Below are 26,887 nucleotides of genomic sequence, written 5' to 3'. Positions count from 1 at the left end.
ATTTCCTATGCAACAAGTTGCATAATATTGTCATGGTGTCCGTCCTTGCCCTCACCTTGAAAAAGAATATACACTTTGGATATGAAACGTATATGAAGTGTATAGTATGGGAATCGTCAAACTCTCGGATGAATTACATGATGAGATCCGTAAAGCCAGCACAACTCTGGGGCGCTCAATCAATGCGCAGGCGGAGTACTGGATAAAGATCGGTATGCTCGCCGAGCTGAATCCAGAGCTCAGTTACAGCCAGTTGTGCAAGAAGCTGCTGCGGACAGATGCATTTACTTTGGAAGAGCTCACTCGTGAATAACATCAAAATAAAGACCGCCAGGGAACAGGCGTTGATGCGTAACTCCGGCGAGTTACTGAGCCGTGTGTTTGCCAGGCTCGATGACATTGTTAAGCCGGGTATCACCACCATGGAAATTAATAACCAGGTGGAAATGTTTATTCTCCGAGAGCTACAGGCACGCCCAGCAAGCAAGGGTCAATACGACTACCCCTACTCTCTCAATACTTCGATTAACGATGTGGTATGTCACGGCATGCCTCGCGAGGGGCAGGCGCTGCGCGATGGCGATATCGTCAATGTAGATATTACCCTGGAGAAATCTGGCTATATTGCCGACTCCAGCAAGATGTATATGATCGGCAGCGTTACGCCGATTGCCAAGAAGCTGGTGCAGTGTTGCTACGAGGCGATGTGGGCTGGTATTCACACAGTCAAACCCGGGGCTACTTTTGGTGATGTAGGCCATGCCATTCAGCAATATACCGAGCGGCGCGGATTCAGCGTGGTGCGGGAATATTGCGGCCATGGTATTGGCCGTGAAATGCATGAAGAGCCCCAAGTAATGCATTTTGGTCGGGTTGGCACAGGTGCTGTTTTGCGTGAGGGGATGACATTTACGATTGAGCCCATGATCAATCAGGGCAACCGCAAAACCAAACTCAAGAAAGACGGTTGGACCGTGGTGACTAAGGACGGCAAGCTTTCCGCACAATGGGAGCATACGGTGTTGGTTACCGCGGATGGATATGAGGTGCTGACCTTGAGGGAAGAGGAAAGGAAGAGTTAGAAGAAAGACTAATTTCTTCGCTTTCACAGCACGCAGAGAGCAGTTCCCTGCGTGCTTGTAGACCTGGACGAGCTCTTGGACTCAGGATGTCTGGCCTGAATCCGTTTCACTACCTGTTGTGGCTTCTCTTGCGACCCAGTCGAGCAATTTTTTAGCGCGCGATCGAACCTTGTGATTGTGGGACCAGATCAGAGTTCTCTCCAGAAATGGTTTTGCGAGCTGTGGCTTTTTAAGTTTTGCGAGATAAAAGCCAATAGCACTATTAATTTCAATACTATTTGGGTTCTGCTGATAGGCGGCCATCATAGTTTTTAGTGCGGCAACACTTTCGCCTTTGTACTGCTGAGCCATCCATTTAAACTGGTAGGCCGATAGGGATGTCGGGTTCAGTTCAATGGCCATATCTGCATAATGCAGAGTGTTGGTATAGCTCTCCTCATCCCATTGCTGGGATTCGAGTGTATTTTGTAAGCTATATAAATGGTAAACAGACAGATTAGTTGCCGCGGTATGGTTTAATTCAGGTATTGCTGATAATTTTTCAAGTAAAGCCTGTGCTGCAGCCTCCTGCTGTTCATGCATTAAAAGGTTCGCTTTCAGAGCGATCACCCCTGGGAGTTTGGTAGCATTGCCTTTTACTTTGTTCAGATAGCTTAAAGCCTGGCCGTATCTTTCGAGATCAACGGCTCGTTCCGCTAATAATAGAGACTTTTCATTATGACTCAGTTTGCGCTTCTCAATTTTAAAGTCACTAGTGGCTAGATTAACCTTGTATCCTGATAGGCGTCGCTCTTTTAAGTATCGGGTTAATGCAATATCCAAGTCTTCCACTCGGATGTCATAATGCTGTATGAAGAGGTCTAATGGATCTCCACCATTATTGATGTCGGTTAGGTAGTTTTTGGTTTTTTCATTGTATGCATTATCTCTGGCATCTTCACTGAAAAATAAATAGTGTAATAATAACCATGCACTGGCGTAATACCGATTGGCATGCTGCCAACCTTTTTTACTGTAATCCGGCTGTAGAATCTCCCTCGCTTTAAGGGGGCCCTCTTCCAGGGCGTAAGCTCTCCATTCAGGAAAGTTGCCGATGGTGATGGAATCTTTATTAATGGTTGCACTGGCCAGTAACTCTGCGAAACCCTCTGAATACCACTTTGGATAGCGCATGGAGCCGCGTTCACGCATCAGATGGTGAACATATTCATGAAACATTATTTCTTTACCGCTCAATATGCCGCGTCTGTTTTCCTGAGAGAAAATCAAGGGGCCATCGATGGTGTTGGTATAGAAGCCGGCTATACTTCTTTTTCCTGAGAATTTTTCAAATTCTCTAGATTTATTAAAGTGGTATACCCTAAGCCTTGAATTTTCAAAACGATCTTCCATGCCCGTTAGCACAAGGGTGGCACTGCGAAATTTTTCCAAATCGCGCAATAACGCCTCAGATTTTTTCGGTGAAATATCGGAGTAGACAGTAAAGTTAGTGCTTTTATATTCTCGCCAATCTCTGGCATAAGCTGATACCGTCAGAGCGGATAGCAAGAGAAAGGATATAAGGCAGTAAGCTCTGCTTTTCATGGGGTATCTCGAATCAAAGTGCGGAGAGGCCTACTATTCTTCCGTAGTTTTCCTCATTCGTCAGCTCCTTGATCTCTATGGAGGCCAGTTCTTTGCGGGCAATATCCTCGGGGAGTCCGCTTTTAGTACATAGTCCGTAAGTACCATCGATAAAGTGTTTCCATTCGTTTTCAATATGTGTAGAAAGCCCCTTGTTCATTTTTCTACCGGAGCAGGCATGGCCAATGGACTTCAATTGGTAGACCGTATCCAGGTATCTTTTCTTGAACAACGTAAATACCTGTTCTGGATTGCTCTGAGACTGAAGATTCTTTAGCCATGACACATACCCTTTGGCATAAAACTCCCGGTTTTGGGATTCACTGTGGGCGCCGAAGAATGAATGGCATTGTAGGTCTAACACTAGTGTGTACGAAGCTTTAGGCATAACAAAGGTGTTTTGATAGGATGTAAATTCTTCTTGCCCTAGATTACACAGAGACAGCAATTGCTCTTTGAGGTAAAAGTGATTTTGTAAATACTCTATCAGTTCCATAAGTGCACACCCGTATATCCTGTTGCGATTTGATTGGTGGTGCAGGGTTACATAAACGGCACCGCAATACTCCGATGGGGGGCTTAGTGTGTTAGCAGGGCTCTAGGGTATGGTCGACAAATTTCGCAAAATTCTACAGAACCGTTTCTTTTTATTCTGGTTCTAGCCGCTTCCCTGCGGTTAAAATTTATCCATGGATTTTTAAAAAATAGCGGAAGGTTGATGCGGTTCTTCAATCCTGAAGAAATAATACGTCTGTACGAATAATATATTTCGTACCCTGAGTAATTGGCGTTGAGCTGTGAATTCTATGCAGGGGGTGCATACCATGGGGAAAGCACAGCACAGATCCAGCCGGTGTGCGTACATCGATGTCTTTCATGGAGTGCCGGTTGGGCTGCTGATAAGGGTCTTCTGCATTGACTCGAAAACGTGTGGCACCGCCATTGAAGTCCTCGCTGAGTAAAACCAGGAAAGTCATTTCACTAAAACGATCAGGAAAACCATTACTGATCAATCGATCATCTATGATTCGACTACCCGGCCAGGCGCCGTCGGTATGGAATTGGAAGTAATCACCCACGCCATAACGGTAGAAACGAAAACGCTGATTGAGGCCAACTGGCTGTCGGCCCTCAAAATGGTGATTGGGGTCTTGCATTAAAGGGCTGCAGCGCTCCCAGATGAGTCGCTCACTAACCGCATCTACTACCCAAGTGAGGTTGTCGTTATGACGTACTTCTCTTGGCAGGGAGACAGCGGCATCTGGCAGATAACCGATATTCTCTGTGATCTCGATCAGACGCTGACATTCATCATTGGAAAATACGTTGAGTAATTGAAAAGCACCGGGGACTCCGACAATTTCTCTACGCTGAATTAAAGAGGGGGCTGTATTATTTAGTGAAGCAGGGTTCTCCTCTCTCGATGCCCAGGTGGGCAGAGCGGGATGCTCCGCGCCGGGTTCCCGAGCGATAATAAAGAACTTCTGCTTTAGATTCCTGCTGGAATCCGTTGGCGTATTTGTATCGGCGACTGGAGTACTTGGCATAATCACTTCATCCAAATTATATTCATGAAGGCTTTATATTCGTTAAATTAATGGTTAATTACGGTGAGCTGGGCAAACTGACGATGTCCCTCGGCACCACCATGAAAGCCAAATCCACTTTGTTTTGCCCCTACCCATGGTGTTCCTCCGGCTCCCTGATTTATACCGATCATGCCAGCCTGTAATTGATTCGCAACCAGGAGGGCATCATCTTTGCCGAAGACAACGGCACCCAGGCCATATATGGAATCGTTTGCTCTGTGGATCACTTCTTCAATGGTACTGAAGCGATCCATTGCGACCACCGGTCCGAAAGTTTCCTCGTCTTCCAGTTGCATCCCCGGTTTTATTTTGCTGATAACCGTTGGTGGTATAAAGGGAAGTTTGGGAGATTTATCTCCCAATAGAAGAGTTGCGCCCTTCTCCAGTGCATCCTGAATATGTCTAACCACTTTTTTATGTTGGCGTGCATTTACCAGTGGGCCTATATCGACATCAGTGTCAGGCCAGCCGCCAACACGATAATTTTTCGCGATAGCTACCACAGCGTGTTCAAATTGATCGGCGATACGCTCGTCCACGTAAATACGCTCCGTAGAGGTGCACATTTGACCGGCATTCTCAAAGCTGGATGCCACGGCAAATTGTGCGGCTCTGGGAATGTCCGCACTGGCCAAAACCACCATGGGATCGTTTCCGCCTAATTCCATAATCAAGCGTTTTAAGTTTGCTGCGGCATTGGCCATGATGGTCTGGCCGGTTGCGCGAGAACCAGTAAAAGCAATCATATTGATGTTCGCTTTTACCAGGGCTTCTCCAGTGCGTCCATCTCCATGGGCGATTTGCAGTACCCCGGTGGGGAGGGATTGATTTAGGGTTTTTATTAGGAGATCGGCAACCAGCGGTGTTTCCTCAGAGGGTTTTAAAATAACGCTGTTGCCGGCAATCAGTGCCGGAACTAACAAGTTATTGGCCATCGCCAGAGGATAATTCCAGGGGGAAATTACTGCGACCACGCCCAGCGCTCGGTATTGAATCTCGTTGTTGCCCGTGCGCTGGCTGCGCAAGGCATCAGCGGAGTCTTCAGCTAACCAGGGACCGCTGTGAATTGCACCGCCGGCTTCATACGTTGCGCGCCGGGCGTCCTTACCCATTTCACGACTAATCAGTTTGGCTAGTGTTGCCTGTATAGGCTGTAGGTTTTTATAGGCTTGTTGAACCAAGTGTACGCGCTGTTGAATGGATTGTTTTGCCCAAGAGAGTTGGGCCTGCTTTGCCTGTTTTACCAAGGTTTGAATTGAGTCTTCATCACAAACATCGACATTGCCGATCACTTCGCCGTTAAAGGGGTCTATAGAATTTAAAGTTTTTTGCATATTTGCCTACTGGATTTGTTAGCTAAAAACTGGGCTAGGGCACCACCAACCTGGCGGGATAAAATTCATTACTTATACAGGGCAATCGTTCGCACTTCGATACTGGTGCGTCTGACGGCATTTTCACTGTCTGGTAGATCAAAGGCGCTGTGAGGTGTGCCGGTAATTGTGCCTGTGTGTTCGCTGTCAAAAACTCTGAGCAAAAGTCCTTCACCTGGGCGCATAGCACTAAACCAGATCCAACGGTGTTTGGGGTTGGGGCTGATGACTGAGATCTGTCCTTCGCGCTCGGGATAAATCAGGCGCATTTTATGAAAGTCTGTTTCGACCACGCAGCGTAAATCCACCATCGCTAACGGGGATTCCTCCACGGGATTTAAAAGTGGCAACCATAGATTTACAAATTGATAGCGGGGGAAATCTCTGGGGTTTAAATTGTATTCGGGCAGAGTCTGATTGAGTTGTCGCTGTGCAGACCATGGGGTGTAATCGTTGTGTACGATTTTAACCGGGGCGCGGCGGCTACGGCTTTTTTCCGTATTCGAGTCCGCAGAAGCTTGAGCTCTCAAGGTATGGTCAAAGGTCAAAACATGCTCTGCACCCAGGTGCGTTGCCAGCCACTTCTGCAGCGCCGGATACCACTGTGTGCGGATGAGTGTGTCGCGGGCTTGTGGTGCCAGGGCGTGGTTACTGACGCTGTCCAATGCTCTCAAGGTCTCGTCCAGTTGGTGCAGGTCGATCTCGAGGTTGGGTTCTACCAGCTCAAATCCCTGTTCAGTTAGGCTGAAAGCTTCTCCAGCAGCGCTTAGTTGTCTGCCATCGTGAAGCGTTACCTGTTGGGGAATGACCTGTTCTATCAGGCTCGCAGGACCGGGTCCGGTGTGGCGCTGATCGTAAACCAGGTCTGCACTGGGGTCTGCATAGTTGATGTTCGCTTTCAGTGTTTTGCGGGGCGGCGGTTGCAGAGTCTTATCCGGCACTATGGCCTCCTCACTCGCGGTGGATCAATCTACCGGTAATGCTAGGCTGGAGTGGATACAAAGAAAATCAATTAACGCTTGTAGGTGATACAGGTTTGAGTAGAGGTCATAGGCCAGACCGCCTCGAGCGACTGGAGTTAAAGCAGCTGCGCCTCTTGCAGGCTATTTTGCGGGAGTTGAATTTAACGCGGGTAGCCGACCAGCTAGGTGTGACCCAGCAGACGGTCAGCGAGCAACTCAAGCGATTGAGGGAGGTGTTTGATGACCGTTTATTTATTCGAGCCAGTAACGGAGTGATAGCCACTCCCCTGGCAGAGCGCCTGGGGCCCAAACTAGATAGGATTTTGAACGATATTGCCGCACTGCTGCGTGGGCAAGAATTTAACCCAGCGGAATATACGGGAATTTTTACGATCAGTGCCACCGACTTCGAACAACGTGTGGTACTACCGGGTCTGCTGAAAAAGCTACGTGAACAGGCGCCTGGGCTCAGGGTGGTTGTGCTCAAGCTGGAAATTGACCGTATGGCCCAGCAGTTGCAAACCGGCGAGGTGGACCTGGTTTTCAGCACGCCCGGTTTTGTGCCGGATAGCTGCCCAACGATGCTTTTGTATCGGGAGCACTATGTCTGTGTTTGTTGCCGGCAGGCAAACTTGCCTGGTTGTGAAACGGGTGAGCCCCTGGCGCTGGCTCAACTGGCGGCTCGACCACAGCTGGTCGTTTCCCCCTCCCGAGGCGATCTGCGCGGTATGGCCGATATTTGGTTTGAAGCGTTTGGCTTGCAGCGCAATGTGGTTTTGTCAGTCCCTTCTTTTGCCGCTGCAGCCGAGTGTATCGCTTCTACCAATACGGTGGCTTTTCTGCCTTCGCGCCTGCTTCCCGATGCGCGCTTAAGCACCTTGCCGATCGCCGCTCAACCACCGGGTTTCGATGTAATTGCCGCCTGGCACAGTCGCAGTGGGCAGGACCCACTTCATAAATGGGTCAGGGAGTTATTAGCGCGGCAGTTCGCTTCGAATACTGATGAATAGGCTGGAATTTCTGCTAATCGGGCCTGATAAACGAGCTTGCATCAGTGTTCGGCATGGCCCCCCATAAAGTTCAGATATTCAAGACTCTTAATGAATCTGACCTGTTTACTTACCCAGATGGGATTGGCAAAGCCCGATAAGCAGTGACGAAACTTTATCGGCCCACCGGGTTTTGGCTCAGGAATACTGCAATGATAGTGTCGAGTGCTCAGCCAGCTATTTTGAAGACCACACCAGCTACCCGACTCTAAAAATCCCCAGAGAAAAGCCTATCGATACAAAAGCCGATGTATTTTCCGGCAATGGCGTGGCGTTTAATGACGTAAAATTCGATATTAGTGCCCCTGTCAGTGCTATTCTTGGCGCCTATACTCTAGCGCCGGTGGACCCTATGGTGGCCATGTAAGCCACCGTGTGGAATATCACGATCACACGGCACAGGGCCAGCAGCTAGGCTTACCCCTCGGTGGCGAGCCATGCGCCTATTATCGGGGTCGCTATGGATGGCTAATAGAACACAAGTATCCTTGCCTGAGATATGGCTATCAATCACCCCTAAGCTGGCTGGCCTGTTGCCTCTCACTTGATCTGACCGAGTGGTTTTGTTGTTGGCTGGCTCGATAATACCGGCCTTTTAATAGGCTCGTTGAGTGATTGCATTGAAACCTGGTTATTCTCCGATGAATCATCCCTCCAATGTTTACCTGATCAGAATGGTGGAATCCCTGGGCCTGCTAGTGCGCACCCGCCTTTGGATGCAAATAGTATTAGCCATGGTTTTGGGGTTGGGCACTGGCCTGCTGCTATCGCCGGAAGGGGCCGGATGGGTCGATGAGGGCCTCAGTGTCATATTGGCCAGTTGGTTCAAACTGCCCGGTGCGTTGTTCCTGAATATGATCCAGATGGTGGTGATTCCACTGGTGGTCTCTTCCATCATCCTTGGGCTTTGCGGCAGCGGTAATGTGGGCCAGCTCAGGCGGGTCGGGCTGCGTATTGCCCCCTATTTTATCGCCACCACCACCGTAGCGGTGATTATCGGAATAGTCCTGGCCCAGATAATCCAGCCGGGTCATTACATTGATGAAGCGCTGCTTACGGCGGCAACTGAGTTACCCAAATCTGCTCCCCTTCAGGTACTTGAATCCAAACCCCTGCCGGAGCGGATTGCCGAGCTGATACCGGCCAACCTGAATCAAAGCATCGCCATGCGCAATATGCTGCAGCTGGTGGTCTACGCAATCTTCACTGGCGTTGCGGTCATGTTATTGCCGAGCAAGCAGCGTGAAACGGCGGTTTATGCCTTTGGCATAGTGCAGGAAATTGCTCTGAAAATTGTTGGCTGGGCCATGTTGTTCGCACCGCTGGCGGTATTTGGCCTGCTTGCCGATATCGCTATCCGTGTGGGGTTAACCGCAATTGTCGGTATGTCTGTTTATGTAGGCACAGTGATCTTGGGTCTGTTGATTCTGTTGACGTTTTACCTGTTGATTGTTTCGCTGGCCACGCCACAGGGTCCCTTAAGCTTTTTGCAGCGCATCGGCGGGGTGCAGCTCCTGGCCTTTTCCACCTCCAGTTCCGCCGCAGTGATGCCGCTTTCTATGCGTGTTGCCGAGCACTCTCTCGGAGTCAAGCCGCCCATCGCCAAGTTTATTGTGCCTCTTGGGGCCACGGTGAATATGGATGGCACGGCACTTTACCAGGTTATCGCGGCGATCTTTCTCACCCAGGTATACGGTATAGATCTCAGCACAGCGCAGCTGGTCGGCCTGACAGTCACCACTGTGGGAGCCTCAATTGGTTCCCCAAGTACACCCGGTGTGGGAATCGTAATCCTAGCCACCATCCTGACCGGTATTGGTGTGCCGGCCGAGGGCATCGCGCTCATTATTGGCGTGGACCGAATCCTCGATATGTGCAGGACTTCAGTAAATGTCACCGGAGACCTGACCGCTTGCTTGGTGATGGATAAATTACTGGGCAGCGACAGCCTGGAGGATGCCGGGACTCAGGCTGCGTGAAGGCTGTTCATTAGGAGGGTTTGATCGTACTGGAGTCCTGCAGGATCTCTAGTGTGCGCGAGTCCTGTTGCCCCCCGTAGTATCTTGCTAAAACCTGGGTAAATAGGTTGTCGGTACCGCCTTCAGCCTGAGCGAACAAAGTCATGCTGGATCTGACCTTGATGGCATCAAGGCTTCCAAATATCTCCTGGGCGCTGAGACCTTGCAGGTTTAACAGCGCCTGGCAACATTCCCGCAGTTGCGGGCCAAGCTGTGGATGCTTCAGGTAAGCCTGCGCCTCTTCCAGACCCGTCAGTCCATAGCGTTGTGATGTAGCACTGTGGCCCAGCCCCTTCAGCTGCGGAAAAATATACCAAATCCAATGGCTACGTTTGTGTCCCTGCCGCAACTCCTGCAGGGCCTGTGCATAAGTATCGTTTTGTGCCTGGCAGAACCGCTCCAGGTCAAAATAATCACTCATAAACATTTTTCCGTAAAAGGTTATTTATGTTTTACAAAAAGAAAAGCGTAGCATGAATATCCATGGGCTAGGTTATAGCGGCCATGTTCTGGCAGGAATAGTAAAGTGGTAGTACTTACCCTCTAAGCAGACGCTTTTGAGACATGTGAACTCGTGGTGATCAAACCCTTGTCTATTACGCCCTGTTTGACGATAAAATTTTTCAGGATTAGTTATTTGAAAGACGGGGTTAACCGTCTTTTTGATTGAAGAAATCCAATTTAAGCGGTGGGCAATAAAGCCCGTATATCATCAGGTACCGGCATAGATTTCCCAGCCTGTTGGTCTACCCAAACAATCTTAGCTTCACCGGTGGTGTAGACTTTATCGGTGTTATCCGCATCTCTGATCTCATAATAGCTATTAAAGCTACTGCGCCCTGGAGTACCGCCATACATACTTACAGTAATGTTGGCAGGAAATACCAAAGGTAAATGAAAATTGGCTGAGGCATTCAGTAATACAGGGCCATCTCCTTGATTGCTGCTTAGAGCGCCTGAGCTATATATCGAGGCTAACCAACTGCAGCGACACTGCTCAAAGTAGCTGAAGTAGGTAGCGTTGTTAATATGTCCAAAGGCATCCATATCACCCCAGCGCACGGCTAAGGTTTCCTGATGTAGAAGGTTGCGGGGGGCTTCACTCATTGTTATTACACTTAAGTCAATACAGTAAAGCTGTTAATTGTAATAGGCCACTGGAGCTATGAATAGTTCTATATTTTTTACCTTGAGATAAAGACGAGATTGCAAGTAAAAAATAATTATTCCTAGTATTTTTCACGGCCTCTAAGAGGAGTTTGATAGCGGCTTATATTGATAAGCCGCTGAGGAGCGCTTAACTAACTTCTTTTAAAATGTATAGCCTGACTGATGGTAATAAGGAGCAGCTTTGTGTCTGTAAGTTAGCTGTCCTCCGGGTAAGCGTTTAATGAGCATGCCTCCATCAAGTTCTTCCAGAAGATGTTTTGTAGGTTTTAGTTGATCTGCCGGCAGTGGATACTGGCCTGATAGTTCCTTGGCCATAATCTTAGCAATTATCGTAGGCGCTTTCGTCAGTTCTTCTTTTAATAATTTTCCCTGATTGGCTAGCCAAATATTGCCATTTGGGTTGTGGTTATCTATCTCGACAAATCGGTACTTTAATTTCGATAGGGACCTATTCAGTAGCGGCTTATTTCTTTCTGCAAGAGTTTTTGGTACTGATGAATCGGTAGGATATTTTTCATTTAATCGTCTAATCTCAGCTTCTCTTTCTTCTGGGTTGAGAAGGTGGACTGATCTATTGTGTGGGTAAGATTGAAATATAATTAAATTGTGGTAGGCAAGTTCATGATTTTTTCCGTTTACTCTATTATATAAAGAGTATTCAGTAATAAATTCGATAACTTCCATGTTAGGAGTCATGGAATATTTTGTGGAAATAAGTAAAAGCGAATCCTCTTTGGCAAATCGCATGTACTCATTTTGTTGAATCCTCCACTAATTTGCTCACTAGTAAAGCTTCTGTTTTTGCCCCAACCTTGATGTTCCAGATTATTCTTAAATGAAGTTTCCAGAAGATCTTTTAGGTTGATATCCTGTTCAAGAACTTTGAAAGGGTGGATTATTTTTGCACCTTGAATGGCGTGAACGGCTTTTGCTAGCGAAATTACTGCTCCTCCAGTGCCGAGTGGACTTACAAAGGGCTCTTTGATTAAAGAGTCCTGCTGAACATGAGAAATGACTCTAATACTTGCACTTTTCTCTATTTTTTGAGGATTAAAGTTTTCATATGGAGATAGTGAGCATGCGCCAACCAATAAGGCTCCGGCTAATACGAAAATCTTCTTGATCATTTCTTTCCTAAAAATATACAACTTAAGATTTCAGGTATATTACAGGAGTAGGGTCGAATCCGTTAATTTAGTGTGTTGTTCAGTACTTATGTAAGATCTCTCTAATACTCTGTTTCATAGCGGAGATGATAAATACTTGGGTGCCAACGATCACTCTCATCTGAGGCTCAAATTTTAATGATTCTATGTCAAGATGATGAAATTTTTGGAATCTTTAAATGAAAATAGTCCTTTCTAAGCAGATAACGATAACTGCTGCCACAGCTTGATAAAGTATCATTCACCTTCAAACCAGCTAATTTTTTCTTTTCTATTCACTAATTAAGCATAGAGTCATGTTTAGCTATGAAGGGGTTTTGAGTATTTGCCGCAATTGAGGGTCAAGAGGATAGGGGCTTAGAGGGTGTGCTGAACTGAAAATACCAACTTTATTTTAACTAGCTGAATGTAGAGGTTGGCATTTGGGAGGAGAAAGAAACTAAGCGATTTTTTGAGCTGCAAGCCCTTACGCGCGAGTGCCAAGTTGGCTTGCGTCGTTATTCGTTAGAGCATAAAAAAGCCCCATCTCTGCGGATGAGGCTTTTTAAAAATGGTGCCCGGAGGCGGAATCGAACCACCGACACGGGGATTTTCAATGCCAATAGTTTACTGCACGTTCGGAACAGTATCCCCATAAATCAAATACTTAGCGAGTTATTGGTGCAGGTTTATCCTCGTTTCAGCTCCTTTGCGTTGACGCTTTGTTGACATGCAGCTGACTATGCCGATCTTTCATGAGAATAGTATTCCTCTCTTTTCATTGCCGCATCTCGACAAGGAGCCAATGTTTTGGGTCCTGAGTCTAGAAATCAAAAAGTAAAAGCTGTTGATAGCAGGCGGTTAAAAATTGCTCAAACGGTGGCGACCATTTGAGCAGCTATCTTGCCGGAACCTTCACGTGGAAATCGTTTGACGAGTAGCGATAACATATTCCGTAAGTGGTGTTACCAAAGTAGTTTCTTGTAGCGGATCTCACCCCGATAACAATCCGGTACGTGAGTATTGTCAATTATAAGGCTTTGGCTGCCCTGCTGTTTTCTTCCTGTGATAAGTTGTCCAGATCAGTAGGAATGTCTTGAGGATGACGTATGGCTCTGAATTTACACGATGCGTGCAAAGCGCGGTTGCTCCAAGTACTTAGCGATGAGCTTCCTGAAGTTATGGTTGATAATCGTATGTTCTTGAGTAGGAAGTCAGCAATTCGATTTTATCCGGCTGAAGACATCGTACCAAGTTCAGGGGAAATTCGGGAATGGTTGAATAATTACATAAGTGATATTCCAGTTTCTGAATTTTTTTTCGAGACTTTATCCCGTGACCTATTCGATAACCAAGACTACCAAGCGGATGAAGTTGGTTCGAAATTAACTGATCTGCCAGGATGTGAAGATGCTCAAACCGTCGCAGTTAACTTGATAGAAAAGCTAGACTCTCTACCCTGGAATTACTCTTTCTCTTTACGCCTTCCCTCTGAGTTGTCAGGAGTCCTGGATGAATCATTAAAAGACTACAGTTTCAGTGACTACCTTAAATTAGTAAAAGTTGATGAGCAGTTTAGGAGTCGCTTCCCAATACCAATTGATAATTTTCCAGTTGCTAAAGGTGAAGGGCTGGCGGCTCTCGCTAGGGTCTACTTAGATCCGTGGGATGGGACCGATAAGGTTGTTTTGCAGGTTAACCGGGAAGGCTTCATCGGAAAATATGGTCTTACTGAGACTTATATACAAGTTGAGGAGCTTATTAGGGCATTTTTTGGCTTAGGAATAGCCCTGCGGTTATTCAAGATAGATAGAAAATATCAGTCTACGCCTCAGAAAGCGGAAATTTATATTCACAAAATTGAAGGTGAGGCTTGGAGCTTCCAGCAGAGTCAAGAAATTGATGCGTCGAAGTCCGAGTCAATAAATGACTTAACAATTCATGATCTAAATGGAAAGTTAGATAGCGAAGCTAAAAAGCAATTCTGGATACAAGATGTATTGGCAGATATTGGTATGGTCTTTGAGTTTGACAGCAAGACCAAAAAGCTAATTTTGGCCAGTCAGTGGCTATTTGATAGTTACTGCGGAAAGGACGAGTTACTAGCGTTTATCCAGTCGACAGTGGTGATCGAGATTTTGTTGGGGGATAAGGCTGAATCTGATGTGGCAGGGCTTGGGGTTCTATTGAGAAATCGATGCGCCTATTTAATTGGTGCGAGCCAAACCCAAAGGGAAGAGGTTCTGAAGGACTTTCAGGAAATCTATGATGTTCGATCAAGAATTGTGCATGGAGGGAAAAATAGATTAAACAGGAAGGAGCGTAAATTGCTCACTAAATTACAGTGGATGTCTCGACGCATTATTCAGGAAGAGGTGCGTCTCCTAAAGGAAGATACATCTGAGGATTAGGGGGGCTCCTCTTTCTTTACCCAAGTCTGAAGCAATTGTACATGCTTAGGGGGCGGCATCGTGAATCGCGAAGAGACTGCGATAAGTGGGCAGCTTTCTTACGAAGCGCAAGAAGAGATTTAAAGGATATCGCTGCAAGGGGGTTTTACTCCCCCTGTCACGTGATTGTTTGGAGCTTCTGGTAGATTGATTGAAAAGTGAGCTTTTTTTGATTGGGGTGAGCGACTTAGGGGGCGTGAAGCCAGCGATGTACTCGCAAAATCGGGATTTAGGGGATCTGCGTTGACACTGGTGGGTATTTAGATGCTTTGGTGGGACATTAAAAAACCCGCGAAAGCTAGCGCTGACGCGGGTTTTAATATGGTGCCCGGAGGCGGAATCGAACCACCGACACGGGGATTTTCAATCCCCTGCTCTACCGACTGAGCTATCCGGGCTTTGCGATTTTGCTGGGCTTCCCCTGCGTCGCGAGGCGCGTATTAAAGCTCTTCCCCGGTATAGAGTCAACCCCTTGATTATAAAAAGTTTTCTTTCTTTACCGAGGAAGGTTTGCGAGGCCCGCTTACTGTTGTTCCGGGGGGACGTAGCCGTCGGCGGCGTCGTACTCTTCGCCGCTGAGGAACTTCATCATCTGCTCACTGAGATAGGCGCGGCTGGAGGGTTCCATCATGTTCAGATGCTTTTCGTTGATCAGCATGGTCTGGTGTGACATCCACTCCTGCCAGGCTTTTTTGGATACGTGTTCAAAAAGTTCTACGCCTTTGGGGCCGGGGAAGGGCGGTGCGTCCAAGCCTTCCAATTCCTCTTGGTACTTGCGGCAGAATACGGTTCTGGACATGGACTCCTCCTGATTTTAGTCGGCCGTTGTTGGTGCTCACAGGGGTGCCTGCAGCGCCAGTAGTTGTTTTGCCAGCTTGACGATCGGGGCGGGTAGCCCCAGTTCCTGGGCCGCGCGAGCGCGGTTTAACTGCCGGAGTTTATACCAGCCGGCGCCGTTCTCCGCCACCTGTGCGGGGACTTTGTCGAGTTGTACCCACTGCGGGGTAATATCCAAGTGAAAGTGGCTGAAGGTATGGCGCAGTAGTGGCAATGTTTGTATGGCGCTGGCGTGCCAGCGCCGTTGAGCCAGCCAGGCCTTGGGATCTTCAGCTTGGGGTGGACTCCAGAGGCCGCCCCAAATACCGCTAGCGGGGCGCTGCTGCAGATAAATCTCACCTTCGTATTCCAGTAGCAAGAGGGTGGCACTGCGCACCGGTTTTTCCTTGCGCGGTTTCTTTCCGGGGTAATCCTGCGGTTTGCCCTGGGCGTGGGCCGCACAGGATTTCTTTAACGGACACTCTTCACAGCGGGGTTTGCTGCGAGTACACAAGGTAGCGCCCAGATCCATCATCACCTGGGTGTAATCATTGACGCGCTTGTCGGGCGTGTAGGTCTCGGCCAGATCCCACAGCTCTTTGGCCACGGCGCTCTGCCCAGGCCAGCCCTCTACGGCGCGGTAGCGCGCCAGAACCCGTTTTACGTTGCCGTCGAGGATTGGTGCTCGGAGCCCCATACTGATACTGGCAATCGCGCCGGCAGTGGAGCGACCGATACCGCTCAATTCTGTGAGTGCTTCAACATCCTGTGGGAATTCTCCGCGGTGTACCTGCAAAACTGTCTGCGCACATTTGTGCAGGTTGCGCGCACGGGCGTAATAGCCGAGGCCGCTCCAGTGGGCCAGTACCTTATCCAGCGGCGCGGTGGCGAGGGTCTGCAGGGTGGGGAAGCTCTGCATAAAGCGCTCGAAATAGGGGATAACGGCGCTCACTTGAGTCTGTTGCAGCATGATCTCGGAGACCCACACTCGGTAGGGATTGATGTTTTGTTGCCAGGGCAGGTCCTTGCGCCCGTGTTTGTCGAACCATTTGAGGACGGCGTTTTGGAACTGCTTTGGGGTCATGGAGGTACTGCGAGTTTGGGTGGCGTGGAGTATTGGGGCCGGAGTTGCGTACCGGGCGGACCCGGTGCGGCTGCGATCAACGGCCGAAGAGATTTTTCAATTTTTCTTTTAGTTCGTCGACCTTTTCTTCGATTTTATCCCCATATTTTTTTGGCTTTGTATTTCAGTTCTTCGCGCAAGAGGTTGTCGATACGGCGGCTGAGGGGGCTACAGCACATCGGATCAGTGTTGATCGGCAGGTACTGGGGGCGGGGATCTACCTACCGGCCCGAAAGAGAAGCGTCAGTGGTAGAGGCATCCCCTGATCCTGGTTACAAATAACCAGGGGGGAGCCCCCAATAGAGTTGCGTACGCTGACGGCACTGTTTGGATCGCCCAGATGAAATATATGAGGGCCGGTCACACATCCCGTATCGTCTAGATCTGCCTGAGAAAGATCGTGACGATCCCGGTTGAGTTGTCAGACCTGAATGCCCTCTTCCGGCACATAGAAATAGCCGACAAAGTGATAGTCCGTGGCTGCCATACCATAGTTATGGTTTGCTCTTTCCAGCTGCTTGGGCAGAATCACAAAACCGGGGCCGTAGTTTTTCACCCCGTGAGCGCCTGGTTTGTGAGTCCAGTAGCCGGTTTCCGGGTCTCGCCGGTACCAGTGGTGATCGGTTGTGGACTTATATAGGGCAACACAATAATAACCCTTTGTGAAAGGGGGGGGATCATTTGCTGGGGCATTGGCTACATAGGCCATACCGTCGCGCTTGGCGCCCTCAATCAGACGGGCATTGTCCAGGCCCGCGTCATAGCCGGAGTTGGAGCCGGGGTCTGGCTTGCCCTTGTGGGGCTTCTCGCAGTTTGCGGCCCAGGCATAGCAGTTCACGTGGTTGTTACCCCAGGCCTCCTCTCCAGGTGTGTTTTTCGCAGCATTAGTAACCAGCTTGGTGATCACTTGCTTGGATTTATTGTCTCGATTCCGTTCCAGTAATGGCATTTGTTATTCCCGTTATTTGGCCAATTCACCCTGTAGAGTTTGTACTGATCTTGGGAAAAGAAAGTGCAAGCAATAAGGAAGTTGTCGTGGGATGGGAAAAAAATCAAAGGATATGTAAAAAAGGGCAGGGGATGATTCAGGCCTTTGGCAACGGTATCGCCAGTCCCCTCGTTATCATTCGTTACTGCAGTTCAATGCGGTCTTTAGAAACGGCTTTCGAGTAATGAGGGTATTGCGAGCGTGGCTGGCGTGGAATATTGGGGCCGAAGTTGCGCACCGGGCGGACCCCGGTGCGGCTTTCATTAACGGCCAAAAAGGTTTTTCAATTTTTCTTTCAGTTCGTCGACCTTTTCTTCCACTTTATCGCCATATTTTTTTTTGGCTTTGTATTTCAGTTCTTCGCGCACCAGGTCGTCGATGCGGCGGCTGTCGGGTTTACAGGTACCCGGTCCCACATCGTTGAAGTCGCCCTTGCAGCGCAGTGGCAGCGGGCGGTTGCGCCAGCGCTTGTTCTTCACGGAGCAGCCGTCGGCGGAGGTGTTCTCGCCGACCAGGGCGAGGCCGAGGGCGAAATCGAAGTCCTGTTTTTTCAGGTCTATCTCACCATCGCCGGTCATGGCGATATTCTCGATGCCGGCGAGAATTTCGGTCACGTTCACCTCTTCGCCTTTCACCGCGATAGTGGCGCGCAGGTCTTGCAGGTCGGTTTGCGCTGGCCAGTCGCGGTCTGGCATCGGGGTACTCTCCGCATAGCTGAACAGTTGGCACATGCTCTTTTCCAGGTTAAACGGCGTTATGGAGAGCTCTTTGCTGGACAGGTTAACGGCCGCGCGCAGATTCTCCTGCAGATCGGTGGAGGTTTTGCCCTTGGTGCGCCCATCCCAATTCACGCTGGCCTCGCCGGTCACCTGTACTTTCTCACTGGGGAACAGCGCTTCCTGCACCTTACCGATATCCACGCCGGTGAGGCCGCCGCGGACTTGTCCTTCGGCCGTCTGGGCGCGGGCGTTAAACTGGCCGTTGCTATTGAGTTGGCCACCATAGAGGTCGGCACTGAGTTTTTGTAGCTGGTAGAGGCCGTTGTCCACCGTGAGTTGTATTTCCGGGCTGTCGAGCTGCAGACCGGCGGCTTGCAACTGATCCAGGGCGAGGCTGATGTTGGCGTTGAAACCGCGCAGATCGCTGAGGGGCAGGGGTTCGCCGGGTACTTGCTGGGCGGTTTTCCCCTGCGTGTCGGCCTTGGATTTCTTTTCGGTCTGCTGAGCGCTGAGGGTCTCCGCGGACGTTGGAGTTTGTGTCGATTCCTCACTTTGTGCTGTGGCTTCCGTGGAGGGTGCCTTTGTTACAGGCTCCCCGCTCTTCTTATTGCCCTCCTCACCGCTTTCTTCATCGGAAGGCGGCAGGTAGCTGTCCAGGTTAAAAACGCCGCCGCGCAGGCTTAGGTCGAGCCCAGGCATTTCCGCGTTGCGCAGCTGAGCGCTGCCGTTGAAGGTGGTGCCGTCGAGCTGCAACTGTAGTGGTGTCAGATTGAGTTTTTGTTCCGTGCCTTCGATGCTGGCTTCGATATTCAGTTTCTGTAGTACGGCGCTATCGCGGGTAACGACTTCGCTGCCGGTCAGATCGAGCCAGGGGCGCAGGGGGTCGGCGCTGGCGTTGAGATTCATCTGTACACGCCAGGGCTGATTGCCGTTGTCGCGACGCACATAGCCGCGTAGGTGTACGGTGGCCTTGGCGCTGTTGCTGGAGGTAACGATTAGTTGCAGGGGTTGCAGACGCAGGCCGTTGAGGCCTTCGTCCAGGGCCAGGGTACTGTCCAGTTTCAGTTTGAGCGGATAGCGCAAATCGCTGCCACTCACATTGGCATTGGCGCTGAGTTGCCCAGGTTCGCCGCCGGGCACTAGGTTGTCGGCGCTAATACTCAGGTCTTCCACCTTGTAGGTCTTAGCGGTGCGGGCGTCACTGTAGGAAAGCAGACCCTGTTCAATACGCAGTTTGTCCAGGCTGAGCTCAACTTGTTGCTGGGCCGGCTCTTCCGATTCCCTGGGAATTTCCAGCTTGGGCGGCTGTTTTTTCTGCGCCTCCAGTGCTTCGCTGATCAGCTCCCAATTACCGCGCCCCTCTTTGTCCACGGAGAGTTCAATCTGTGGGGCGATCAGTACAATTTCCTCGGCCTCCACACGGCGCTGCAGCAGAGGCTTGAGGGCCACCCCCACGGCGATCTTATCGGCGCGCACCAGGATCTCTTCGGGCAGTTGCAGCGGGGCCATGGTGATATCGCGCAGTTGCAAACCGACCTGGGGCCATATCTGCCAGCCGATGTCTCCCTGCAGTTGCAGAGAGATGCCCTGCTTGGCGGCGAGTTTCTCCAACTGCGGTTTGTATTGATTGATGTCTAGGCCAGCCAGTAGCCAGGCGACGGCGCCGGCGAGCAGAAGGAAAACGACCAGTAAGGCGATAAGTGTGCGCTTGATCCAGGCCATGGAGAGGATTGTCCCTGTGTTTTTTAGAAGATTCGTCGTGTATACCAACACTTCAGACGCTGCGGCGGGGGTTGATGTTCCCGTGCCCTTCACAAAGAGCTTATCCGGGAAGTGTAGGAAATACAGCCCCGCAGGGCCGATGCACTGCGGGGCCATTGAAGCAATTGTGCCTTAGAAAATAAAGCGCACGCCGGCTTCGATGCTGCGGCCCGGTGCCGGTGCATAGTCGCGCAGCAGAGAGGTGGCGTTGCGGATTTCCTCGTCGAGCAGGTTGCGCGCGCTGGCGAAGAGCACTGCGTCGCTGCCGCCGATCGTGAAGTTGTACTCAGCGCTCAGGTCCATGCGGGTGTAGCCGTCGGTAGGCTCTTCATAGGCACCGGCGCGGTCCTGATCCGCGGCCTGTACTGTGCGCCATTCCCAACCCCACTGGTCGTATTCGGCACCCAGAGCCAGGCCCATACGCAGTGGCGGCATACGCGGTACATCGGAGCTTTCACCAGTGATGGCTTCATCGAAGCGCGCGCGCACCATATCGCCAAACAGTGTCACGTAATAACTGCCCCGCAGGGGAAAGGTCACCGAGGCCTCGGCACCGTAGAAAGTCGCATCGCGATTGGCATAGGCGTAGATGGGCAGCCCCTCTTCCTCGCCGCCGGTGTTCTGTGCGTAGATATAGTCGCCGATCTGATTGTAGAACACACTGGCCTCAATCCGGGCGGCGTGCCAGCCGCTGGCCGCTTCGTTGTGGTGGTGATAACCCAGCTCCAGGTTAACGCCGCTCTCCTTATCCAGTTCGTTATTTCCCAACAGATAGCGGGATTCCGCCAAATGTGCGCCGTCGGCAAACAGTTCCTCGGCTACCGGGGCGCGCTCGGAGTGGGTGGCGCCGAGACTGACATGTTGGTGCTCGGCGAGGAAGTACTGCAGTGTGGCGCTGGCGCCGACCAGGTTGAAATCGCGCTCGTTGGCCATTTCTGGATCTATATCCACGCGCTCCAGGCGCGCGCCCAGATCCAGGTGCCAGTCGCCCCACTCGCGCTCTTTCATGGTGAAAAAACCGGCGCTGCGGGTACGCGAGGGCTGGATAAAGGCCTCGTCGCCAACGGCGGCGAAGTCTTTGTCAGTCAATTGCAAACCGTAGGCACCGCGCCAGCCGTTACCGGCATCGTGAGTGATTTCAATCCGGCTCTCCCAGGCTTCGTTAGTGAAGCGGGTGCCCGCCACGTCGCCATCCAGCTCCACATGCTCGTAATCGTTGTAGCCGATGCGTAAGCTCAGTTTGTCCCAGTAATCGCCGTCGAAGCGATGCTCGCCTTTGAGATCGTAGCGGGTCTGGGCCATGTCGATACGCACTGCATCGATTGCACCGACCTCGGCGTGTTCCTCATGTTCATCGTGGTCTTCCCCTGCGTGCGCTTCCTCGTGGTGGTGCTCGTGGGTACCCAGGGGGATGCCGTAGTTGTTTTCCAGGCGGTTGACCGAGACACCGATAAAGCCGCTGTCGGTGATCCAGGAGGCGCCGCCGCTATAGCTGTGGGCGCGGGCATTGGTGTTGCCCACATAGCCGTCGGTGTTGAACGCCTCTTCGTGCTCGCTTTCTTCGCCGGCGTGTTCCTCGTGTTCCTCGTGATCATCGTGCTCTTCGCCGTGTTCGATAATGGCGAGGCCCGGAATTTCTGTATCGCCATTTTCCCGATAGACCCCGTCCACATACCAGGCCAGCTGCCCCGCGCCACCGGTGAGGCGAAAGACGGAGGCGTCCTGGCGGTCGGCGCTGTTGTGGCGCAGCTCGACTGCGCCCTCCACCGCTTCGGGCACGGCGCTGGGGATGCGTCCATCGATGATATTAACCACGCCACCCACGGCTCCGCTGCCATAGCGCAGGGCGGCGGGGCCGCGCAGTATCTCGATGCGCTCGGCGAGCAGCGGCTCGATACTGGCGGCGTGGTCGGAGCTGGTGCTGGAGGCGTCGGACACATCTAGGTTATCGCTGAGGATTTTTACCCGATTGGCGCTCTGGCCGCGAATCACCGGCAGGCCCACGCCACTGCCGAAGGAGGCGTTGGCCACACCGGGCTGATCTTGCAGAGTCTGGCCCAGGGTCGCTGCGGCGGACTTGCGCAGTGCGTCGCCGGAGAGGACGGTGACTGGCGCAGCTACGGCATCGGCGGGTTTATCCAGCGGCGATACGGTGACGTTGACCTCTTCTAAGGTCGAGTGGGTTTCAGCAGCGTAAATAGCGGGCGCGGCCAGGCTGGCGATGGCCAGGGCCAAAGTGTTGAACTTGGTCATTGGTTTTTGTGTCCTGTCACAGGCGGACGCCGCCCAAGGCGCACAGGCGCGGGCATCCACAAAGCAAGTTGTTAGTGTTTTTTGGATTAACGGAGTGACAGGGAGGGAGGTGGGGCGCGCGCGCTCTGGCGCTCCGGCTGGCAATCGCGCGCTGTCGGCGCAGAGCGTCGGTTGTAATGACTTTGGGGCTCAGCCTGAACGAGCAATGGCTCGCTGCTGAGTGCTGCGGGGGAGTGCATACAGCACAGGTCACACAGTTCTACCTGGCTGTTGCCAAGGTGGAAATGCTCCGCCCACAGCGGCTGTGCTGCGACTAAGGCGAGTAGCAGAAACAGGCTGGCCCAGTAATGGGATTTTCGGCGCTTGAAGGTAACCATGCTGAGCATGATAGGTGCTCAGGATTACGAATCAAGTTTCATCTGACACTAGCGGACCACAGGGGGCGTCATTCATCCTATAATTTGCGCCCTCTGTCTTATCGACCAAAAAAGGAACGCTCTCGATGCGTAAGGCTAGCGTCACCCGCGACACTCTGGAAACCAAGATTCAAGTCAGCGTCAACCTGGACGGCCAGGGGCACGGCCAGTTTGCCACCGGGGTTCCCTTTTTGGAGCATATGCTCGATCAGATTGCCCGCCACGGTATGATCGATATGGATATCCGCTGCGATGGCGATATCCATATCGATGACCACCATACGGTGGAAGATATTGGCATCACCCTCGGCAAAGCCATCACCGAAGCTCTGGGAGATAAGAAGGGCATGACCCGCTACGGTCACAGCTATGTGCCGCTGGATGAGGCCCTTTCCAGGGTGGTGATCGACTTTTCCGGTCGCCCCGGCCTGGTGATGGAGGTGCCTTTCACGCAAAAGCGCATCGGCAACTTCGATACCGAGCTGTTCTACGAATTCTTCCAGGGCTTTGTAAACCATGCGCTGGTGACGGTGCATATCGATTGCCTGCGCGGCTACAACGCCCATCACCAGGTGGAAACCGTATTCAAAGCGTTCGGCCGCGCCCTGCGTATGGCGCTGACCCCGGACCCGCGGATGGCCGGCACCATGCCCTCCACCAAGGGGGTGTTGTGATGGGGAAGATTGCGGTACTCGACTACGGCATGGGCAATCTGCACTCGGTGGCCAGTGCCCTGGACAAAGTGGCGCCGCAAGCCGAGGTCGTGCTGGCGCAAACTCCCGAGCAGGCCGAGGGCGCAGAGCGCTTATTGGTACCGGGAGTTGGTGCTATCCGCGACTGTATGACAGGGTTTGTCGAGGCGGGTTTCGCGCCGCTGCTCGAGGATGCCATCGCCGCGGAGACGCCGGTGCTGGGTATCTGTGTGGGCATGCAAATTATGATGCGCCACAGTGAGGAAAATAATGGGGTCGATTGTCTGGATATTTTTCCGCAGCCAGTGAAATTTTTCGGCAAGGCCCTGCCCTTGGCCGCCATGGGGGAGCGCTTGAAAGTCCCGCATATGGGCTGGAACAGTGTGCGGCAAACTCGCGAGCACCCCCTGTGGGCCGGCATCGCCGACAACAGCCGTTTTTACTTTGTGCACAGTTACTATGTCCCCGCTGAGGACAATGCGGATCTGGCCGGGAGCACGGACTACGGTGTGCCCCTGGCGGCCGCGGTGGCGCGGGAAAATATTTTCGCTACCCAGTTTCACCCGGAGAAGAGCGCCGAGACTGGCCTGCAACTACTTAAAAACTTTGTCAGCTGGAATGGCCGGGCCTGAGGCCCGCGGACTATTCCCGCCCCCAATAACTACTGCCGATGAAAGACAGAGCATGATTGTAATACCCGCTATCGATTTGAAGGATGGCCAGTGCGTACGCCTGCGTCAGGGCGAAATGGACGACGCCACCGTATTTTCCGACGACCCCCTGGCCACTGCCCAGCACTGGGTGAACGAGGGCGCCAAGCGCCTGCACCTGGTGGACCTGAATGGCGCCTTCGCCGGCAATCCGGTCAACGGTGAGGCCGTCACCGCTATCGCCAAACAGTTTCCCCACCTGCCAGTGCAGATCGGCGGCGGTATCCGCGACTTGCACACCATCGAGCGCTATCTGCAAGCCGGAGTGACCTGGGCCATTATCGGCACTGCGGCAGTGAAAGAGCCCAGGCTGGTGGAGGAGGCCTGTCGTGAATTCGAGGGGCATATTATCGTCGGTCTCGATGCCAAAGACGGATTGGTGGCCACTGAGGGTTGGGCCGAGGTATCCGAGCTGAAAGCCACAGAACTGGCCAAGCGTTTCGCCGATTGTGGGGTCAGCTCGATCGTATACACCGATATCGCCCGCGACGGGATGATGCAGGGGGTCAATATCGAGGCCACCCTGGAAATGGCCCGTGCGGTGCAGGTGCCGATTATCGCCTCCGGTGGGGTCAGCAGCATCGAGGATATCGAACAGCTACTGGATACCGGTGCGATATACGGGGCGATTACCGGTCGGGCAATTTACGAAGACAAGCTGAACCTGCGCGCGGCGCAGCAGCTCTGCGATCAACGGAAAAAATAATGGCACTGGCGAAACGCATTATTCCCTGTCTCGATGTCGATGGCGGCCGCGTGGTAAAGGGCGTGAACTTTGTCGATATCCGCGATGCCGGCGACCCGGTAGAAATCGCCCGCCGCTACAACGAGGCGGGGGCCGATGAGGTCACTTTTCTCGATATCACCGCCACCCACGAGCAACGCGATACGATTCTGCATATCGTGGAAAAAATGGCGCACGAGGTGTTTATTCCGCTCACCGTCGGTGGTGGCGTACGCAGCCTGCAGGATATCCGCAATCTGCTTAACGCCGGTGCGGACAAGACGGCGATCAACTCTGCAGCGGTGAAGAATCCCGAGTTTGTGCGCGAGGCGGCCGAGCGTTTCGGCAGCCAGTGCATTGTGGTGGCCATCGATGCCAAGCAGGTGGGCGAGAACCGCTGGGAGATCTTTACCCACGGTGGGCGCCAGCCCACCGGTATAGACGCCGTGGGTTGGGCGCGGCAGATGGCCGAGTACGGCGCCGGTGAAATACTGCTCACCAGTATGGATCGCGATGGCACCAAGAATGGTTTCGACCTGAATCTGACCCGCACGATTACAGAGGCGGTGCCGGTGCCGGTGATTGCCTCCGGCGGCGTCGGCAATCTGCAGCATTTGGCCGAGGGCGTATTACAGGGTGGTGCCGATGCGGTACTGGCGGCCAGTATCTTCCACTTTGGCGAGTTCAGTATCGCCGAAGCCAAAGCCTATATGCAGGAAGCTGGGATAGAGATGCGCCTATAGATATTTGAGGTCTTTGAGATGCCTGTGGGCAGAGAGGGGGATCGCGGACAGGTGAGGGGTGCGTTAAGTTGAAGCGGTTGCGCTGACGGCGGGTGTGAGCCCGCCGCGCGCCAGTTACTGCTTTTTATCTGCACGGGCAAAGCGTTCGCGCAGACCCCTGTCCCTGTGAGCGTAGAGATTCAGCCCTTTGAGTACATTGAGTGCCTCGAAAATCTGATTGTCGCGATCCAGCCAGTTATCGCGCTCCTCCTGTTCCCGCGCACGGTCCTCCGAAGTTCGATCGGCACCGCCATTGCCATTGTCCAGGTGTCCGGCCAGGTCCGCTTCAGTGGGGCGCGGCGTATCGTTGAGACGGGTGACTTTGACCCGTTCCACGGTGATGTCCGGCGTGATGCCCTGGGCCTGGATGGAGCGACCGTTGGGGGTGTAATAGAGGGCGGTGGTCAGTTTAATGGCGCGCTCGTCATTGATGGGGATCACCGTTTGCACCGAGCCCTTGCCGAAGCTGTCGGTACCCATAACCACGGCGCGGCGGTGGTCCTGTAGGGCGCCGGCGACAATTTCTGCGGCCGAGGCGGAACCGGCGTTGATCAACACGACCAGTGGGGCGCCCTCAGTGAGGTCGCCGGGTTCGGCGGAGTAGCTCAGATTGGCGGCTTCATTGCGTCCCTCGGTGTAGACCACCAGCCCCTCTTCAAGGAAGGCATCGGCCACTTTTACCGAGGACTGCAATACGCCGCCGGGGTTGTTGCGCAGGTCGATAATCAGGCCCTTCAGGGCGCCTTTCTTCTGCAGTTTGATCAGTTCCTCGGCGACATCGGCGCCGGTGTCCAGCTGAAACTGGCTGATACGCAGGTAGCCGTAGCCCTCGTCGAGTACTTTGCTGCGCACACTGCGCACGCGCACGGTATCGCGCTTGAGGGTGACATCGAAGGGTTGCTTGTGGCCCTTGCGGGCGATAGTCAGTGTCACGCTGCTGCCCTTGGGCCCGCGCATCCACTCCACCGCCTCGTCCAGGCCGATGCCTTTCAAGGATTTGCCTGAAAGGCGCAGTATCACATCGCCCGATTTGAGCCCGGCGCGGGAGGCGGGGGTGTCATCCATCGGAGTGATGACGGTGATGTGGTCGTCCTCGATACCCACCTCGATCCCGAGACCGGCAAATTCACCGGTGGTGTTTGCCTGCAGGTCGTCGAAGGAGCGGCGGTCGAGATAGGAGGAGTGGGGATCTAGGCCCTGCAGCATGCCTTTGATGGCGTATTCCAGCAGGGTGCGGTCGTCCACCTCTTCCACATAGCCCTGGCGAATTTGCTCGAAGACCTTGGCGAAGCTGCGCAGGTCTTCGAGGGGCAGGCGCCCGCTGTTCTCGGTGGCCACATTGGGTTGGTTGCCCCCCTCGCTGAGTCCCATCAATGGCAGGGCTGTGAGGGCGGCAGCTCCGAGAAAAGTGGTGAGCGCCTTGGATATGAACATATTGTTGT

At 52.4% G+C, this 26,887-nt stretch carries 27 protein-coding genes and 1 tRNA gene; 11 read left to right on the top strand and 17 right to left on the bottom strand.

Annotation, left to right across the window (positions count from 1 at the left end; translation table 11 throughout):
* The first annotated feature begins 106 nt into the window (after positions 1-106).
* Together ACCI51_RS12105 and map are read left to right on the top strand one after the other, a co-directional pair.
* A complete protein-coding gene (locus tag ACCI51_RS12105; protein WP_299588671.1) occupies positions 107-313 on the top strand; it encodes a ParD-like family protein in 207 nt (68 codons plus the stop codon).
* A complete protein-coding gene (map, locus tag ACCI51_RS12100; RefSeq protein WP_371843767.1) occupies positions 306-1,082 on the top strand; it encodes a type I methionyl aminopeptidase in 777 nt (258 codons plus the stop codon). Before ACCI51_RS12105 ends, map begins: the two co-directional genes overlap by 8 nt.
* 81 nt (positions 1,083-1,163) lie before the next feature.
* Here the strand turns inward: map and ACCI51_RS12095 are convergent, their stop codons facing one another.
* The 5 genes from ACCI51_RS12095 to ACCI51_RS12075 all read right to left on the bottom strand — a co-directional run bounded on the left by ACCI51_RS12095 (position 1,164) and on the right by ACCI51_RS12075 (position 6,608).
* Positions 1,164-2,666 (bottom strand): tetratricopeptide repeat protein, encoded by a 1,503-nt coding sequence (locus ACCI51_RS12095; RefSeq protein ID WP_371843766.1) that lies wholly within the window; start codon positions 2,664-2,666, stop codon positions 1,164-1,166.
* Between the two features lie 13 nt (positions 2,667-2,679).
* Positions 2,680-3,201 carry a DUF6058 family natural product biosynthesis protein gene (locus tag ACCI51_RS12090; protein ID WP_371843765.1) on the bottom strand — a complete coding sequence of 174 codons (522 nt, stop codon included), beginning with the start codon at positions 3,199-3,201 and terminating at the stop codon, positions 2,680-2,682.
* Positions 3,202-3,433: 232 nt separating this feature from the next.
* Entirely contained in the window at positions 3,434-4,252 is an 819-nt protein-coding gene (locus ACCI51_RS12085) for a prolyl hydroxylase family protein (RefSeq protein ID WP_371843764.1), read from the bottom strand.
* 47 nt (positions 4,253-4,299) lie between these two features.
* A complete protein-coding gene (locus ACCI51_RS12080) occupies positions 4,300-5,628 on the bottom strand; it encodes an aldehyde dehydrogenase family protein (protein WP_371843763.1) in 1,329 nt (442 codons plus the stop codon).
* A 68-nt stretch (positions 5,629-5,696) separates the two neighbouring features.
* On the bottom strand, positions 5,697-6,608 hold the full coding sequence (locus ACCI51_RS12075) for a CmcJ/NvfI family oxidoreductase (RefSeq protein ID WP_371843762.1): 912 nt from the start codon (positions 6,606-6,608) through the stop codon (positions 5,697-5,699).
* Positions 6,609-6,703: 95 nt separating this feature from the next.
* Here ACCI51_RS12075 and ACCI51_RS12070 point away from each other — a divergent pair, with 95 nt between their 5' ends.
* The 3 genes from ACCI51_RS12070 to ACCI51_RS12060 all read left to right on the top strand — a co-directional run bounded on the left by ACCI51_RS12070 (position 6,704) and on the right by ACCI51_RS12060 (position 9,657).
* Positions 6,704-7,639 carry a LysR substrate-binding domain-containing protein gene (locus ACCI51_RS12070; protein ID WP_371843761.1) on the top strand — a complete coding sequence of 312 codons (936 nt, stop codon included), beginning with the start codon at positions 6,704-6,706 and terminating at the stop codon, positions 7,637-7,639.
* 172 nt (positions 7,640-7,811) lie between these two features.
* On the top strand, positions 7,812-8,045 hold the full coding sequence (locus ACCI51_RS12065; protein WP_371843760.1) for a hypothetical protein: 234 nt from the start codon (positions 7,812-7,814) through the stop codon (positions 8,043-8,045).
* A gap of 274 nt (positions 8,046-8,319) precedes the next feature.
* Positions 8,320-9,657 (top strand): dicarboxylate/amino acid:cation symporter, encoded by a 1,338-nt coding sequence (locus tag ACCI51_RS12060; RefSeq protein WP_299588646.1) that lies wholly within the window; start codon positions 8,320-8,322, stop codon positions 9,655-9,657.
* A 10-nt stretch (positions 9,658-9,667) separates the two neighbouring features.
* On the opposite strand, the gene ACCI51_RS12055 is transcribed toward ACCI51_RS12060, so the two are convergent.
* From ACCI51_RS12055 to ACCI51_RS12040, 4 genes are all read right to left on the bottom strand, one after another.
* Complete coding sequence (locus ACCI51_RS12055; protein ID WP_371843758.1) at positions 9,668-10,117, bottom strand: DUF1810 domain-containing protein; 450 nt, start codon at positions 10,115-10,117, stop codon at positions 9,668-9,670.
* A 260-nt stretch (positions 10,118-10,377) separates the two neighbouring features.
* Positions 10,378-10,803: an acyl-CoA thioesterase gene (locus ACCI51_RS12050; protein WP_299588641.1), complete on the bottom strand. Its 426-nt coding sequence runs from the start codon at positions 10,801-10,803 to the stop codon at positions 10,378-10,380.
* A 204-nt stretch (positions 10,804-11,007) separates the two neighbouring features.
* Complete coding sequence (locus ACCI51_RS12045; protein WP_371843757.1) at positions 11,008-11,550, bottom strand: hypothetical protein; 543 nt, start codon at positions 11,548-11,550, stop codon at positions 11,008-11,010.
* A gap of 8 nt (positions 11,551-11,558) precedes the next feature.
* Positions 11,559-11,993 (bottom strand): hypothetical protein, encoded by a 435-nt coding sequence (locus tag ACCI51_RS12040; protein ID WP_371843756.1) that lies wholly within the window; start codon positions 11,991-11,993, stop codon positions 11,559-11,561.
* A 1,127-nt stretch (positions 11,994-13,120) separates the two neighbouring features.
* On the opposite strand from ACCI51_RS12040, the gene ACCI51_RS12035 reads away from it, so the two are divergent.
* Positions 13,121-14,422 (top strand): hypothetical protein, encoded by a 1,302-nt coding sequence (locus tag ACCI51_RS12035; protein ID WP_371843755.1) that lies wholly within the window; start codon positions 13,121-13,123, stop codon positions 14,420-14,422.
* A gap of 361 nt (positions 14,423-14,783) precedes the next feature.
* On the opposite strand, the gene ACCI51_RS12030 is transcribed toward ACCI51_RS12035, so the two are convergent.
* The 4 genes from ACCI51_RS12030 to ACCI51_RS12015 form a co-directional block, all read right to left on the bottom strand.
* Positions 14,784-14,859: transfer RNA gene (locus ACCI51_RS12030), tRNA-Phe, on the bottom strand.
* A 125-nt stretch (positions 14,860-14,984) separates the two neighbouring features.
* Entirely contained in the window at positions 14,985-15,260 is a 276-nt protein-coding gene (locus ACCI51_RS12025) for an oxidative damage protection protein (protein WP_299588064.1), read from the bottom strand.
* Positions 15,261-15,296: 36 nt separating this feature from the next.
* Positions 15,297-16,361, bottom strand: a complete 1,065-nt coding sequence (gene mutY / locus ACCI51_RS12020; protein ID WP_371843754.1) for an A/G-specific adenine glycosylase — start codon at positions 16,359-16,361, stop codon at positions 15,297-15,299.
* Between the two features lie 460 nt (positions 16,362-16,821).
* Positions 16,822-17,349 (bottom strand): hypothetical protein, encoded by a 528-nt coding sequence (locus tag ACCI51_RS12015; protein WP_299588069.1) that lies wholly within the window; start codon positions 17,347-17,349, stop codon positions 16,822-16,824.
* On the opposite strand from ACCI51_RS12015, the gene ACCI51_RS12010 reads away from it, so the two are divergent.
* On the top strand, positions 17,343-17,573 hold the full coding sequence (locus ACCI51_RS12010) for a hypothetical protein (protein WP_371843752.1): 231 nt from the start codon (positions 17,343-17,345) through the stop codon (positions 17,571-17,573). The genes ACCI51_RS12015 and ACCI51_RS12010 overlap by 7 nt on opposite strands.
* Before the next feature lie 78 nt (positions 17,574-17,651).
* On the opposite strand, the gene ACCI51_RS12005 is transcribed toward ACCI51_RS12010, so the two are convergent.
* The 3 genes from ACCI51_RS12005 to ACCI51_RS11995 all read right to left on the bottom strand — a co-directional run bounded on the left by ACCI51_RS12005 (position 17,652) and on the right by ACCI51_RS11995 (position 22,507).
* On the bottom strand, positions 17,652-19,985 hold the full coding sequence (locus ACCI51_RS12005; RefSeq protein WP_371843750.1) for an AsmA family protein: 2,334 nt from the start codon (positions 19,983-19,985) through the stop codon (positions 17,652-17,654).
* Positions 19,986-20,000: 15 nt separating this feature from the next.
* Complete coding sequence (locus ACCI51_RS12000) at positions 20,001-22,121, bottom strand: TonB-dependent receptor (protein ID WP_371843749.1); 2,121 nt, start codon at positions 22,119-22,121, stop codon at positions 20,001-20,003.
* A gap of 86 nt (positions 22,122-22,207) precedes the next feature.
* Positions 22,208-22,507, bottom strand: a complete 300-nt coding sequence (locus ACCI51_RS11995; protein ID WP_299588081.1) for a hypothetical protein — start codon at positions 22,505-22,507, stop codon at positions 22,208-22,210.
* Between the two features lie 116 nt (positions 22,508-22,623).
* Between ACCI51_RS11995 and hisB the strand changes: the two genes are divergently transcribed.
* The 4 genes from hisB to hisF are packed head-to-tail and all read left to right on the top strand — an operon-like array spanning position 22,624 to position 25,406.
* Positions 22,624-23,211, top strand: a complete 588-nt coding sequence (gene hisB, locus ACCI51_RS11990) for an imidazoleglycerol-phosphate dehydratase HisB (RefSeq protein WP_299588084.1) — start codon at positions 22,624-22,626, stop codon at positions 23,209-23,211.
* Positions 23,211-23,861, top strand: coding sequence for an imidazole glycerol phosphate synthase subunit HisH (gene hisH / locus ACCI51_RS11985; RefSeq protein WP_371843748.1), 651 nt, complete (start codon positions 23,211-23,213; stop codon positions 23,859-23,861). Before hisB ends, hisH begins: the two co-directional genes overlap by 1 nt.
* A 52-nt stretch (positions 23,862-23,913) precedes the next feature.
* Positions 23,914-24,645, top strand: coding sequence for a 1-(5-phosphoribosyl)-5-[(5-phosphoribosylamino)methylideneamino]imidazole-4-carboxamide isomerase (gene hisA, locus ACCI51_RS11980; RefSeq protein ID WP_299588089.1), 732 nt, complete (start codon positions 23,914-23,916; stop codon positions 24,643-24,645).
* A complete protein-coding gene (hisF, locus tag ACCI51_RS11975; protein ID WP_299588091.1) occupies positions 24,645-25,406 on the top strand; it encodes an imidazole glycerol phosphate synthase subunit HisF in 762 nt (253 codons plus the stop codon). Before hisA ends, hisF begins: the two co-directional genes overlap by 1 nt.
* 114 nt (positions 25,407-25,520) lie before the next feature.
* Here the strand turns inward: hisF and ACCI51_RS11970 are convergent, their stop codons facing one another.
* Positions 25,521-26,879, bottom strand: coding sequence for a S41 family peptidase (locus ACCI51_RS11970; protein ID WP_299588093.1), 1,359 nt, complete (start codon positions 26,877-26,879; stop codon positions 25,521-25,523).
* Between the last annotated feature and the right edge of the window lie 8 nt (positions 26,880-26,887).

It is taken from the genome of Microbulbifer echini (assembly GCF_041447225.1).
In the GTDB taxonomy this organism is placed as follows: domain Bacteria; phylum Pseudomonadota; class Gammaproteobacteria; order Pseudomonadales; family Cellvibrionaceae; genus Microbulbifer; species Microbulbifer echini.
This window is presented reverse-complemented; position numbering and strand designations above follow the sequence as displayed.